The organism is Streptomyces europaeiscabiei (assembly GCF_001550375.1).
GTDB lineage: Bacteria > Actinomycetota > Actinomycetes > Streptomycetales > Streptomycetaceae > Streptomyces > Streptomyces europaeiscabiei.
Genome location: NZ_LRTR01000080.1, coordinates 1 through 13,026 on the forward strand (window position 1 = coordinate 1; position 13,026 = coordinate 13,026).

The following is a 13,026-nucleotide window of genomic DNA, read 5'->3' on the forward strand; positions in this document are numbered from 1 at the left end:
GCGACGGACGACAGCGCGGCCTCGGCCGGATGGCCCTCGGCCCGTCGGCGCACCGACTGGCCGCAGGCGAGGGCCCACACGCGTAGATAGGGGTCGGCCAGCAGCACGTCCAGTGCGGCGGCGGGCAGGGCGAGGACCGCCTCCCAGCCGGGTGCCGAATCCGCCGAGCCGCCGATCCCCGGATCGAACCCCGGATCCGGACGCGGCCCCGTGGCCGTACCTGCCCCCAGCCCGGGGTCGGAACCCGGGCCCGATGTGTCCGCGCGGTGCGCCGCCGCCAGCAGCGCCCGACGCTGGCTGTTCTGTGCCGCGGCCAGCGACCGGACGGCCGCCGTACTGCCGTGTCCGGCGGCCAGTTCGTCGAAGTGGGTCCAGGACAGGCCGTGCCAGCCGTGGCGGACGTCGGCGTCGTTGCGTTCCGTGGCCTGGACGTACTCGATGGTCTTCAGCAGGTCCGCGCAGTAGACGGAGGGGTTGTCGAAACCGTTGGACGCACGGTGGCGGTGCCCGTAGAGGCCGCCGCCGCAGACCGACACGACGGGGCAGGCGCGGCACTGCGCGCTCAGCCCGTCCAGTCCGGCGCGGCGGGCCTGGATGCCCCGGTGTTCGGCGGCCTCCTCCAGGCGGTGGGTGGCGATGTGCATGCCGGTCGCGGGGGCTCCCGGATAGGCCGTCTTCAACCAGTCCGCCTGCTCGACGGCGCCGTCGGTCTCCACCACGAGCAGGTCCGAACTGCCCAGCCCCAGTGCCTCGGTCAGGCTGCCTCGGCCGCGGCTCAGCCGACTGATCGACTCGAACATCCGGATGCGCATCGGCATGCCGTCCGCGGTCCACTGCTTGTGCACCGCGATCAGCCAGTCGGCGTATTCGGAGCCGGTCCGTCCGCCGGGGCGGGGCGGCGGGTACTCCCAGGTGGCGTGCGGCAGCAGGAAGTCGATGGCGGGCGGGCGGAGTTCGGCCAGCGCCCGGTAGACCTCCACGGGGTCGTTCTCGACGTCGATCGTGCAGAGCAGCCCGCCGAAGGCGCTGCGGTGGGCCGGTGCGCCCAGGAGGCGCACCGCGCGCACCACGTCCCGGTAGGAGCCGGAGCCGTCCCGTCTGATCCGGTGGCGGTCGTTGGACGCCTCGTCCCCGTCGAGCGAGATGCTGGTGACGATGGACTCGTCGACGAGCATCGCGCAGAACTCGTCGTCCAGTCGGAGCCCGTTGGTCTGCATGCGCAGATCGAGTTCGGCCACGCCGTGCAGCGCCGAGCGCAGTGCGCGGGCGAAGCCACGCAGCCGTTCGCGTCCGGCGAGCAGGGGTTCGCCGCCGTGCAGCACGACATGGACACGGGTGAGCCGGTGGGCGGTGGCATGCTCGGCGATCCGGTCGGCCGTACGACGGAACGTCTGCTCGGACATCGTCCCCGGACGCCCGCGCCAGCTCTGGTCGGCGTGCTGGTAGACGTAGCAGTGGTCACAGGCCAGATCGCAGCGGCTGTGCACCTTGATCACGAACTGGCGGAAGGGCCGCGCCGCCACCGTCACCGATACGATCCCTCGTCGTTCCGGCCAGGCCGGTCAGAGCGAGGACTGGAAGGCGGCCACCGGCTCTCCGCCACCTGCGAGCGTCCTTGCCATGGCCGACTCCTGAGCGGACTCCGGCACCTCATCCAGTGAGGTGTCGTGCAGGTCCCTGACGACGCTCGTGGCGAAGGGCTGCTCGTACCTGTCCATAGGCGTCTCCTCGAGCGTACGGCTCCGGGCGGCACACCTCATGGTGACGGCCCGGTAACCGAACGGCAAGGCCATCGCCAGCCAAGTCCGTGCGTCAAAGAGACACCGTCGAACACCGTGGCGGCAAGCGCTGATACGCAGGTGCCGGGCTGTTGAGCCGCAGTGACCGGCGACGGATCCGTCGCCTTGAGCACGGTCGGCGCCAACGGCCGGGGTCGTCAGGATGCCCCTCCTGGACGCCCCTTCGGTCGAAGGGGCCGTCGTGCCAGGAGAGTCGTCCTGACGACCCGGCCGTCGTCGGCGGCGTGAGCCGCTCGCGGGGAGCGGCCGCCGGTGTTACGCGGCCCCGTCCTTCGAGGTGACCACGGATGCGGTGAGGTCTTCGGCTTCGGGGAGTTCGTCGACTTCGACGCCGCGTACTTGGGCGAGTTCGTGTTTGAGGGCGGCGAGTTCGGTGCCGCCGGCCATGTGGTTGGTGAGTTCTTCGAGGCTGACCTGGTCGCGGGCGGCGGAGAGTTCGAGGGTTCCCAGGCGCAGGACGCTGAAGTGGTCGCCGACCATGTAGGCGTGGTGGGGGTTGTGGGTGATGAAGATGACGCCGAGGCCGCGGTCGCGGGCGGCGGCGATGTATTTGAGGACCACGCCGGACTGTTTGACGCCGAGGGCGGCAGTGGGCTCGTCCAGGATGAGGACGCGGGCGCCGAAGTAGACGGCGCGGGCGATGGCGACACATTGGCGCTGGCCGCCGGAGAGGGTGCCGATGGGCTGGTCGAGGTCGTCCAGGACGATGCCCATGTTCCGCAGTTCCGCATCCGCGGTCTTCTTCATCTTCTCGATGTCGAGTCGGCGGACCGGCCAGGGGCCCTTGGTCATCTCCGAGCCGAGGAAGAAGTTGCGCCACACCGGCATCAGGGGCACGGTGGCCAGGTCCTGGTAGACGGTGGCGATGCCGGCGTCGAGGGCCTCGCGCGGGGTGGAGAAGCGAACGGGCCTGCCGTCGATGACGAACTCGCCCTCGGTGTGCTGGTGCAGGCCGGAGACGATCTTGATGAGGGTGGACTTGCCGGCGCCGTTGTCGCCGAGCACACAGGTGACCCGGCCGGGGTGGACGGTGAGGTTCACGCCGTGCAGGGCGCGGATGTTGCCGTAGGACTTGCCCGCGTCGCGCAGTTCGACGATCGGCGTGTCCTGGCCGGGCACCGCCGCGTCCTGGACGACGTCCTGCTCGGCGTCGCCGGCGTCGCCGGCGTCCTTCGCGGGCTCACCGTCGGCCGTTGATCCGTTGGTGTTGGTCATGGGGTGGTTCACCTCCGGGTCGCTTGGCTGCGGACCCACAAGTTGACGAGGGCGGCGATCAGGAGCATCACGCCGAGGAAGGCCTTGAACCAGTCGGGGTTCCAGTTGGCGTAGACGATGCCCTGGGAGACCATGCCGAAGATGAAGGCACCGATCACCGGGCCCACGGCCGAGCCGTAACCGCCCGTCAGCAGACAGCCGCCGATCACCGCGGCGATGATGTACAGGAACTCGTTGCCCACGCCCTCGCCGGACTGCACCGTGTTGAACGAGAACAGCAGGTGCATACCGACGAACCAGGCACCCACTCCGACGCCCATGAACAGGGCGACCTTCGTGAAGTTGACCGGCACACCGACCGCGCGGGCGGAGTCCTTGTTGCCGCCGACGGCGAAGATCCAGTTGCCGAACTTGGTGCGCAGCAGCAGCCAGGTGGCGATCGCCGCGAACGCCAGCCAGTAGAAGACCGTGATCTTGACGTCGACGCCGCCGATGGAGATCTCGGAGGCGAAGACGCTCTTGGCCTGGTCGAAGCCGTCCATGTCGCTGATGGAGTCGGACGCGACATTGCCGGTGAAGATCTTCGTGACCGCCAGGTTCGAGCCCTGCAGGATCAGGAACGACCCGAGCGTGACGAGGAAGCTGGGCAGCCCGGTCCTGATCAGCAGCCAGCCGTTGAACGCTCCCACCGCCAACGACATGATCAGCGCGACGAAGACACCGGTCCACACGTTCACCGTCAGCTGGAAGCTGATGATCGCGGCGGTCAGCGCGGAGGTGGTGACCGCGACACCGGCGGACAGGTCGAACTCCCCGCCGATCATCAGCAGGGCCACCGGGATCGCCATGATGCCCATGACGGAGGCCTGGTAGAGCACCGTCGCCAGCGAACTGGCCTCACGGAAGGACGGGGCCACCGAGAAGAAGAACACGTACACGCCGATCGCGGCGATCAGCGCGCCGACCTCGGGGCGGGCCATCAGCCGACGCCCGAGCGAGCGCTGTACCGTGCGCCCGTCCTTCTGCGTGCCGGCCGGCGGAGCCGGCGGCGAGGAACTCGCCGCCGGTGCCGTTGCTTGGGTCATTCAGATCACCGGGTGCCCTTCGCGGCGAACTTGGCGATCGTGTCGACGTTCTTCTTGTCGACGAATGCGGGGCCGGTCAGCACCGCCTCCTCGCCACCGCCGCTGTAGTTGCCGTTGTTCTTGTAGAGCCACAGCGAGTCCACCGCCAGGTAGCCCTGCAGGTACGGCTGCTGGTCCACCGCGAACTCGATGTCACCGCTCTTGATCGAGTCCGTCAGCTCCTTGTTCAGGTCGAAGGTGGCGATCTTCGCCTTGCTGCCGGCGTCCGCGACCGACTGGACCGCGGTCAGGGCGTAGGGGGCACCGAGGGCGACCACGTAGTCGATGGCGGTGTCCTGCTTGAGCTTGGCGGTGATGGTCGACTTCACGGACGGCATGTCGGTGCCCGTGACGTTGAGGATCTCGGTGTCGCCCTCGAAGGTCTTCTCCACACCGGCGCAGCGCTGCTCCAGGCCGACGTTGCCCTGCTCCTGCACGACGCAGACGGCCTTCTTGGCGCCGACGTCGTTGAGCCGCTTGCCGAACGCCTCGCCCGCCACGCTCTCGTCCTGCCCGAAGAAGGACATCAGACCGAGGTTCTGCCAGTCGCTCAGGCCGGAGTTGAGGCCGACGACGGGGATACCCGCCTTCGTCGCCTTGGCCACGACGTCCTTCATCGCGTCGGGCTTGGCGAGGGTGATGGCGATGCCGTCGACCTTCTGGTCGATCGCGTTCTGCACCAGGTTGGACTGGGTGCCGGCGTTCGGGTCCGCCGAGTAGATGAGCTCGATGTTGTCCTTGTCGGCCGCCGCCTGGGCGCCCTTGCGGACGATGTCCCAGAAGGTGTCGCCGGGGGCCTGGTGGGTGACCAGCGCGACCTTCATCCGGGGGGTGTCGGCCTTGCCCGCGGAGGCGTCCGCCGCGCTCTCCTCGGACTCCTTGCCTCCGGAACCGCTGGAGCAGCCGGCTATGAGCAGCGCGGACGCCGCGGCCATGGCGAAGAAGGGGGCCACTCTGCGTGAGCGGGAGTGAAACGTGCGGTCCATCTTTCCTGCACCTCACTGTGCGACAGGGGGAAAGGGAACGGGACAGCGTCGGGCGGATCGCCCGCGCGGACCCGGACTTTCGAAGTCCGGATCATTGTGCCGGTAGGCCGACTGCGCTGTTTCGTTGGGACGGGATACAAACCCCTGGCGGGGCCCCCTGTCAAGACTTTGTTAAGACATCATTTCACAAGCAGGTCAGGATGTCAGTACAAAGTCTTGACAGAGGGTCGCTTCGGGTCCTACACCTGGGATACATCCGGACCCGAGTGCTCGCATCCCCGCGCGCCGCGGGCCTCCGGTGGCCCGCATCCCCCGCCCGAGGAGCGACGCGCATGCCCGAGTCCGCCGAATCCTTCGATCTGATCACGATGGGCCGTATCGGAATCGATCTCTATCCGTTGCAGACCGGCGTCCCACTCGCGCGCGTCGAGTCCTTCGGAAAGTTCCTCGGCGGATCCGCCGCCAACGTCGCGGTGGCCGCCGCGCGGCTGGGCAACACCACCGCCGTGATCACCCGGACCGGCGACGACCCCTTCGGCACGTTTCTGCACGAGGCACTCAAGGAGTTCGGTGTCGACGACCGGTTCGTCGCTCCGGTGGCGGAGTACCCGACGCCGGTCACGTTCTGCGAGATCTTCCCGCCGGACGACTTCCCGCTGTACTTCTACCGCCGCCCCAAGGCCCCCGACCTGGAGATCCGCACCGACGAGCTGGACTGCTTCGCCCTCCGCGCGGCCCGCATCCTCTGGATCACCGGCACCGGTCTGAGCGAGGAACCCAGCCGCTCGGCCACGCTCGCCGCGCTCAAGGCCCGCGGCAGGTCCGGCATCACGGTCTTCGACCTCGACTGGCGCCCGATGTTCTGGACGGATCCCGAGGCGGCCCGCCCCTACTACGCCGAGGCCCTGCGGCACGCCACTGTGGCCGTCGGCAACCTCGACGAGTGCGAGGTCGCCACGGGTGTCCGCGAACCGCGGGCGTGTGCCGAGGCGCTGCTGGAAGCGGGTGTGGAGCTGGCCGTCGTCAAGCAGGGCCCCAAGGGTGTCCTCGCCGTCCACCGAGACGGCACGGTCGCCGAGGTGCCTCCGGTACCGGTGGAGGTCGTCAACGGGCTCGGCGCGGGCGACGCGTTCGGCGGCTCCCTCTGCCACGGGCTGCTGCGCGGCTGGGACCTGGAGCGGATCATGCGCCACGCGAACGCCGCCGGGGCGATCGTCGCGTCCCGGCTGGCCTGTTCCTCCGCGATGCCGACGCAGGGGGAGGTCGAGGAGCTGTTGACGGGCGGATGACCATGCGGTTCGCCTCCGTCCGCGGGTGGATGGGGGCGGTCGCGCAGTTCCCCGCGCCCCTCAAAGCTCAGGCCCCGCAGCCCTGAAAGCCCAGGCCCCGCGCCCCTGAAAGCCCAGGCCCCGCGGCCTGAAACCCCAGGCCCGGCGCCCCTGAAACCCCAGGCCCCGTGGGCCTGGAAGACGGCGGACCTGCGGGCCGAAGAGCACGGGGCGCAGCCCCTGCTTTTCAGGGGCGCGGGGAACTGCGCGACCAGCCCCCACCGGACCCGCACCCGCCACACCACCCGCACCCCCGAACTCTCAGCCGCCCCAGGGGTCAAAGGGGCCCAGCCCCTGGAACGGAGCCCCACTTGACCATCCGCATCCCCGACCTCGTGAGCGTCCGCGCCCGCCACCCCGAGGCCGTCTCCGAAGCCGCGGCCCGGCGGGTCCGACGCCCCCTGATCGGCGACACCGGCCGCCTGATGATCGTCGCCGCCGACCACCCCGCCCGCGGAGCACTCGGCGTCGGCGACCGTCCGCTCGCCATGGCGAACCGGGCCGATCTCCTCGAACGGCTCTGTGTGGCGCTGGGCCGCCCCGGCGTCGACGGCGTGCTCGCCACCGCCGACATCCTGGAGGACCTGCTGCTCCTGGGCGTCCTGGAGGACAAGGTCGTCATCGGCTCCCTGAACCGCGGCGGGCTCGCCGGCGCCTCGTTCGAGATGGACGACCGCTTCACCGGCCACCGCCCGGAGGACATCGAGCGGCTCCGCTTCGACGCGGGCAAACTGCTGCTGCGCATCGACCACGACGACCCCGGCTCCCTGCGGACGCTGTACTCCACGGCCAGGGCGGTCGACGACATGGCGGCGCGCCGGCTGCCGCTGTTCGTCGAGCCGTTCGTCTCCCGCCGCGTGGACGGGACGGTCCGCAACGACCTGAGTGCCGAGGCCGTCACGCGTTCCATCGCCATCGCGGCCGGGCTCGGCGGCACCTCCGCCTACACCTGGCTCAAGCTGCCCGTCACCGACGACCCCGACGCCATGGCCGAGGTCCTGGAGACCGCCACCCTCCCGACCGTGCTGCTCGGCGGCGAAGTGGGCAGGGATCAGGAGGGCGCCTACGAGAGGTGGCGCAGGGCACTGCGCCTGCCCACCGTCCAGGGCCTGGTCGTCGGCCGCTCACTGCTCTACCCCGCCGAGGGCAGCGTGGAGACCGCGGTCGACACCGCGGTCGGGCTGCTCTGAAGCCCGGACGTCACCGAACCCGTAACCCGCGAACATCACCCACCCCGTCACCCGCGAACGTCTTCGTCCCAGTGAGGTCCCGATGCCCCAGTCCCCCACCCGCCGTCTGACCGTCGCCCAGGCGCTGGTGCGGTTCCTGTCCGCGCAGTACACCGAGCGCGACGGGGTGCGCCATCGGCTGATCGCCGGGACCTGGGGCATCTTCGGCCACGGCAATGTCGCGGGGCTCGGTCAGGCCCTGCTGGAGGCCGGCGAGGAGACGATGCCGTTCCACCAGGGCCGTAACGAGCAGTCCATGGTGCACGCCGCCGTCGGCTACGCCCGCCAGCTGAACCGCCTCTCCGCACAGGCGGTCACCACCTCCATCGGCCCCGGCGCCACCAACCTGGTCACCGGCGCCGCCCTGGCCACGATCAACCGCCTGCCGGTGCTCCTCCTCCCCGGCGACTACTTCGCGACCCGCACCGCCGACCCGCTGCTCCAGCAGCTGGAGCACCCCACCGAGGCCGACGTCTCGGTCAACGACACCCTGCGCCCGGTCTCCCGCTACTTCGACCGGATCACCCGCCCCGAGGCCCTGATCCCGGCCGCCCTGAACGCGATGCGGGTCCTCGCCGACCCGGCCGACACCGGCGCCGTCACCCTCGCCCTGCCACAGGACGTCCAGGCGGAGGCGTACGACTGGCCGGAGGAGTTCTTCGCCGAGCGCGTGTGGCGCGTACGGCGTCCCGTGCCGGACCCGGTGGAGCTTGCGGAGGCGGTCCGGGCGATCCGCGCCGCTCGGCGTCCGCTCCTCGTCGCCGGCGGCGGCATCCACCACAGCGAGGCCGAGGAGGCGCTGAAGGCGCTGGTCGACGCCACGGGCATCCCGGTGGCGTCCACCCAGGCCGGCAAGGGGTCCCTGCGGTTCGACCATCCGGGCGACCTCGGCGGCATCGGCCACACCGGCACCGCGGTCTGCGACGACCTCGCCCGCACCGCCGACCTGATCGTCGGAGTCGGCACCCGCTACACCGACTTCACCACCGCCTCGAACACCCTCTTCCAGACCCCGGACGTCCGTTTCGTCAACCTCAACATCGCCGCCTTCGACGCCCACAAGCTGGCCGCCCGGACGGTGGTCTGCGACGCGCGGGCCGGTCTCACGGCGCTCACCGAGGCGCTGGACGGCCACCGGGTGGACGAGGCGTACGAGGCCGAGTACCGGGCGGGCAAGGAGCACTGGGAGCAGGTCGTCCAGGCCGCCTACACCGCCGCCGACGAGCACGCCGTACCCACCCAGACCCAGGTGCTCGGCGCCCTGGACTCGGTCGTCGGCGACGAGGACGTCGTCATCAACGCGGCCGGCTCGCTCCCCGGTGACCTGCACAAGCTGTGGCGGGCCCGCAGCCCCCGCCAGTACCACCTCGAATACGGCTACTCGTGCATGGGCTACGAGATCCCCGCCGGGATCGGTGTCCAGCAGGCGGCGCCCGGCACGGCCGTCTGGTCGCTGGTCGGGGACGGCACGTATCTGATGATGCCCACCGAGATCGTGACGGCGGTCCAGGAGGGCCTGCCGGTCAACCTGGTCCTCATCCAGAACCACGGGTACGCCTCCATCGGCGGTCTCTCCGAGTCGGTGGGCGGCGAGCGCTTCGGCACCGCCTACCGCTACCGCGCAGCCGACGGCACCTTCTCCGGGGCCCCGCTCCCGGTGGACCTGGCGGCCAACGCGGCCAGCCTCGGCATGGACGTCATCCGCGCCAAGACGGTGCGGGAACTGCGCGACGCGCTCGCGACGGCCCGTGCCTCGGACCGGCCGACCTGTGTGTACGTCGAGACCGACCCGGCGCCCACCGCGCCCCCGGCCGAGGCCTGGTGGGACGTCCCGGTAGCGGAGACCGCCTCCCGCCCTGCGGCCGTCGAGGCGCGCGCGACGTACGACCGCGAGGTGGCCGACCGGCGCCGCCACCTCTGACCGGTCCCCGGCGGTTTCCGGGTGCCTCTCCGGGGCCCCCAATGGCCACGGCCAGCCCCGACGGGAGCCTTTCCCGGGCCTGGCAGTGGCCGCCCCCGGCCAATCCCCCCGGATCATGTAACGACAATGCGATGACAGGGGTTCCTGTCATCCGGACGGACGGATACCCTCATGGGCGTGACCAGCGCGACTACGGGGAGTACAGGGAGTCTCGGCCTCAGCGTCGACCGGAGCAGCCCGGTGCCGCTGTACTACCAGCTGGCCAGGCAGCTGGAGTCGGCCATCGAACACGGTGCGCTCGGCCCGGGCAGCCTGTTGGGCAACGAGATCGAGCTCGCGGGCCGGCTCGGCCTGTCCCGGCCGACCGTCCGGCAGGCCATCCAGTCGCTCGTCGACAAGGGCCTGCTCGTACGCCGCCGGGGCGTCGGCACGCAGGTGGTGCACAGCCAGGTCAAACGGCCGCTGGAGCTGAGCAGCCTGTACGACGACCTGGAGGCGGCCGGCCAGCAGCCCACGACCAAGGTGCTGCTGAGTGAGATCCGGCAGGCCTCCGCCGAGGTCGCGGCCGCCCTGGGCATCGCCGAGGGCGCCGAGGTGCACCTCTTCGAGCGGCTGCGCCTCACCCACGGCCAGCCGGTGGCGTTCCTGTCCAACTTCGTCCCGGCCGGGCTGCTGGTCCTCGACACCGAGCGGCTGGAGTCGACGGGTCTGTACCGCATGATGCGCAACGCCGGCATCACCCTGCACAGCGCCCACCAGAGCGTCGGCGCCCGCATCGCCACCCCCGACGAGGCCGAGCGCCTCGGCGAGCCGGAGGGCGCCGCACTCCTCACCATGCAGCGCACGGCGTACGACGACACCGGGCGCGCGGTCGAGTACGGCACCCATGTCTACCGGGCCTCGCGCTACTCCTTCGACTTCCAGCTCCTCGTGCGCAATTGACGCCTGCGACCGGCGCCTGCAACTGACGCCTGGGACCGGCGCCGGGCCAGGGGCGACTCCCGGGCACTTCAGGGGCCCGGACCGGACCGGTCCAAGGGCTCAGAGGTCCACCCCACGCCCCGACTCGGCGGAGCGGCTCATCGCGTCCAGCGCGGTGGCGCCGTGCACGGCGTCGGCCAGGGTGGCGCCGTGCGGGGTGCCCTCGGCGACGGAGCGCAGGCGCCTGGATCCGCGGGTCGGCGACCACCTCGCGCCAGTCCCGGGCGGTCGAGGCGAACCCGAACTGCCGGGCCGCCTCCTCGGCGCGTCCGGGCACCTCCTCGACGACGGTGATCAGCTCGGGGCGCAGGGGCAACTGCGGGAAGTGGTGGGGCACCCGGGCGTACGCCTGGGTGTGCATCCGTCCCATCCAGCCGAACCCCACGACGGCGACACCGAGCGCACTCACCATGACCGCCCTTTCCCGGACCCTCCTCGGACCTTCACCGGAACCTCCGAAACCGCGTTTTGGACCGTTCCAAACCGTGCGCCGCTCACCATGCGGGGCCGTCTTCACCGCTGGCAACCCCTTTGACAACCGCGCTACGGCTATGGAACGGTCCACGCCATGAGACCTCCGACGATCCGCGATGTCGCCGAGCGGGCCGGCGTGTCGAAGTCACTGGTCTCCCTGGTGCTGCGCGGCTCCGAGCAGGTGCGCCCCGAGAAGCGGGAGGCGGTACTGGCGGCCGTGGACCAGCTGGGCTACCGGACGAACGCCGCCGCGCGCAGCCTGAGCGAGCGCCGCACCCGCACGGTCGGCGTCCTCCTCAACGACATGCGCAACCCCTGGTTCGTCGAGCTGCTGGACGGCCTCAACTCCCGCCTGCACGACAACGGTCTGCGCATGCTGCTGGCCGACGGCCATCTCAACCGGCGGCTCGGCGAGGACCTCACCCGCACCTTCACCGAGCTGCGGGTCGACGGGCTGATCGCGGTCGGTACCCTGCCGCCGTCCGAGGCCCTGCGCATGGCGGCCGGGCTCATCCCGACCGTGGTCGCGGGCGCCCGCGAGCCCACGCTCCCCCATGTGGACGTCGTCGCGGGCGACGACCAGCACGGCGCCCGCCTCGCCACCGAGCACCTCATCGGCCTCGGGCACCGGCGTATCGCGCACATCGCGGGGGACGGCGTGGTCGGCGCGCTGCGCCGCCGCAGCTTCGAGACGGTGATGCGCGAGCACGGGCTGGGCGACCTGGCGTCCGTCGAGCGGGGCGATCTGACGGAGGAGGGTGGCTACCGCGCCACGGTGCGGCTGCTCGGCGCCCCCGAACGCCCCACCGCCATCGTGGCGTTCAACGACATGGCCTGCGTGGGTGCCCTCTCGGCCGCCGAGGAGCTGGGTCTGAAGGTGCCGCGCGAGCTGTCCCTCGTGGGCTACGACAACACCTACGTCTCACGCCTGCGCCATCTCTGGCTCACCACCGTGGACAACGCCAGCCGCGACGTCGGCCGCACCGCCGCCCAGTGCCTCCTCGACCGCATCGCCGACCCGGCACGCGCCGCCAAGGTCGTCCTGACCACCCCGACCCTGGAGGTCCGCGGCACGACGGGCCCGCCGGCCGGCCACCACTGAGGCGTCAGCTCGGCGGCAGCAGGCCGTGGTCGTCCGGCGCGACGGTCTGCCAGATGCGCCGCCCGATGTCCCGCAGCTGCCGCCGCTGGGGCCTGGTGAGCGCGTCGAACAGCCGCGCCGTGCGTGGCACTAGGAAGGACGGGCCCCCGCGGCGAGCAGCAGGGCCGTCGTCTCCGGGTGGGGGCCGCCCGCCGCCCAGTCGAGCGGGGAGCGGCCCGTGCCGTGGTCCTCGCGGAGGTTCGGGTCGGCACCGTGGGCGAGGAGTTCGCGCACGGTTTCGGTGTGCCCCCAGCACGCGGCGCCGCACAACGGCGTGCCTTCCGTGCCGTGTCCGCTCTCGGTGTCGGGCGAGGCCCCGGCCGCGAGCAGTCGGCGAACCGTGTCGGCCGCGCCGTGGACGGATGCCGCGTACAGGGGCGTCGTCCCCTCGGCGTCGATCGTCTCCGCTGGTGCTCCGGCGCGCAGCAGCGCGTCGACACAGGCGGTGTCACCGATCATCGCGGCCAGCACCAGCCGCTTGGACCGCTTCTTGCGCTGTCGCCTGTTCACCGCGCCGTTCACCCTCCCGAGGACATTCCGAAGGCGCCAGCCCATCACACACCCTGATGCGGGGCGACCTCTTTTCCGGGTACGTCGACAGCGCCCGCGTCGACAGCGCCCACGTCACCGGCGCGTACGTCGACGGCGGTGAGAGCCAGCGCCAGCAGCCCCGGTACGAGGAAGGCGAGCGGCAGCAGCATCCACGCGCTGAGCACCGCCGTCGCCACGGCCAGGACGACCAGTCCGCTGCCGCCCGGATCACGCACCGCGTCGCGGGCCGCTCCCCGCACCGCCGCGGGCCAGTCGCCGACCGACTCGGGACGCGCG

At 71.3% G+C, this 13,026-nt stretch carries 12 protein-coding genes and 2 pseudogenes; 5 read left to right on the forward strand and 9 right to left on the reverse strand.

What is annotated here, in order from left to right:
• The 5 genes from AWZ10_RS03395 to AWZ10_RS03415 all read right to left on the reverse strand — a co-directional run.
• A partial coding sequence (locus AWZ10_RS03395) for an FxsB family cyclophane-forming radical SAM/SPASM peptide maturase (protein ID WP_159058205.1) occupies positions 1 to 1,529 on the reverse strand: 1,529 nt, incomplete at its 3' end.
• 33 nt (positions 1,530 to 1,562) lie between these two features.
• On the reverse strand, positions 1,563 to 1,718 hold the full coding sequence (gene fxsA, locus AWZ10_RS03400; protein ID WP_063649857.1) for an FxSxx-COOH cyclophane-containing RiPP peptide: 156 nt from the start codon (positions 1,716 to 1,718) through the stop codon (positions 1,563 to 1,565).
• Positions 1,719 to 2,054: 336 nt separating this feature from the next.
• Positions 2,055 to 3,014 (reverse strand): ATP-binding cassette domain-containing protein, encoded by a 960-nt coding sequence (locus AWZ10_RS03405; RefSeq protein ID WP_244172380.1) that lies wholly within the window; start codon positions 3,012 to 3,014, stop codon positions 2,055 to 2,057.
• An 8-nt stretch (positions 3,015 to 3,022) separates the two neighbouring features.
• Complete coding sequence (locus AWZ10_RS03410) at positions 3,023 to 4,099, reverse strand: ABC transporter permease (RefSeq protein WP_046706798.1); 1,077 nt, start codon at positions 4,097 to 4,099, stop codon at positions 3,023 to 3,025.
• Positions 4,100 to 4,104: 5 nt separating this feature from the next.
• The gene (locus AWZ10_RS03415; protein WP_046706799.1) at positions 4,105 to 5,124 is read right to left on the reverse strand and encodes a sugar ABC transporter substrate-binding protein; all 1,020 of its coding nucleotides are present in this window, start codon (positions 5,122 to 5,124) and stop codon (positions 4,105 to 4,107) included.
• Between the two features lie 332 nt (positions 5,125 to 5,456).
• Between AWZ10_RS03415 and iolC the strand changes: the two genes are divergently transcribed.
• From iolC to AWZ10_RS03435, 4 genes are all read left to right on the forward strand, one after another.
• The gene (gene iolC, locus AWZ10_RS03420) at positions 5,457 to 6,413 is read left to right on the forward strand and encodes a 5-dehydro-2-deoxygluconokinase (protein ID WP_060890394.1); all 957 of its coding nucleotides are present in this window, start codon (positions 5,457 to 5,459) and stop codon (positions 6,411 to 6,413) included.
• Between the two features lie 350 nt (positions 6,414 to 6,763).
• Positions 6,764 to 7,642 (forward strand): Cgl0159 family (beta/alpha)8-fold protein, encoded by an 879-nt coding sequence (locus AWZ10_RS03425; RefSeq protein WP_060890395.1) that lies wholly within the window; start codon positions 6,764 to 6,766, stop codon positions 7,640 to 7,642.
• An 82-nt stretch (positions 7,643 to 7,724) separates the two neighbouring features.
• Positions 7,725 to 9,602 (forward strand): 3D-(3,5/4)-trihydroxycyclohexane-1,2-dione acylhydrolase (decyclizing), encoded by a 1,878-nt coding sequence (gene iolD / locus AWZ10_RS03430; RefSeq protein ID WP_060890396.1) that lies wholly within the window; start codon positions 7,725 to 7,727, stop codon positions 9,600 to 9,602.
• A gap of 171 nt (positions 9,603 to 9,773) precedes the next feature.
• Positions 9,774 to 10,544 carry a GntR family transcriptional regulator gene (locus tag AWZ10_RS03435; RefSeq protein ID WP_046704246.1) on the forward strand — a complete coding sequence of 257 codons (771 nt, stop codon included), beginning with the start codon at positions 9,774 to 9,776 and terminating at the stop codon, positions 10,542 to 10,544.
• 211 nt (positions 10,545 to 10,755) lie between these two features.
• On the opposite strand, the pseudogene AWZ10_RS47185 reads toward AWZ10_RS03435, so the two are convergent.
• Positions 10,756 to 10,995: pseudogene (locus AWZ10_RS47185) on the reverse strand (Gfo/Idh/MocA family oxidoreductase); the annotation flags it as partial.
• 156 nt (positions 10,996 to 11,151) lie between these two features.
• Between AWZ10_RS47185 and AWZ10_RS03440 the strand changes: the two are divergent.
• On the forward strand, positions 11,152 to 12,159 hold the full coding sequence (locus AWZ10_RS03440) for a LacI family DNA-binding transcriptional regulator (RefSeq protein ID WP_046704245.1): 1,008 nt from the start codon (positions 11,152 to 11,154) through the stop codon (positions 12,157 to 12,159).
• A 4-nt stretch (positions 12,160 to 12,163) separates the two neighbouring features.
• On the opposite strand, the gene AWZ10_RS55025 is transcribed toward AWZ10_RS03440, so the two are convergent.
• From AWZ10_RS55025 to AWZ10_RS03450, 3 genes and pseudogenes are all read right to left on the reverse strand, one after another.
• Complete coding sequence (locus AWZ10_RS55025; RefSeq protein WP_267893515.1) at positions 12,164 to 12,289, reverse strand: hypothetical protein; 126 nt, start codon at positions 12,287 to 12,289, stop codon at positions 12,164 to 12,166.
• Complete coding sequence (locus tag AWZ10_RS03445) at positions 12,289 to 12,708, reverse strand: ankyrin repeat domain-containing protein (protein ID WP_060890398.1); 420 nt, start codon at positions 12,706 to 12,708, stop codon at positions 12,289 to 12,291. Before AWZ10_RS03445 ends, AWZ10_RS55025 begins: the two co-directional genes overlap by 1 nt.
• A 44-nt stretch (positions 12,709 to 12,752) precedes the next feature.
• A pseudogene (locus AWZ10_RS03450) lies at positions 12,753 to 13,026 on the reverse strand (hypothetical protein); the annotation flags it as partial.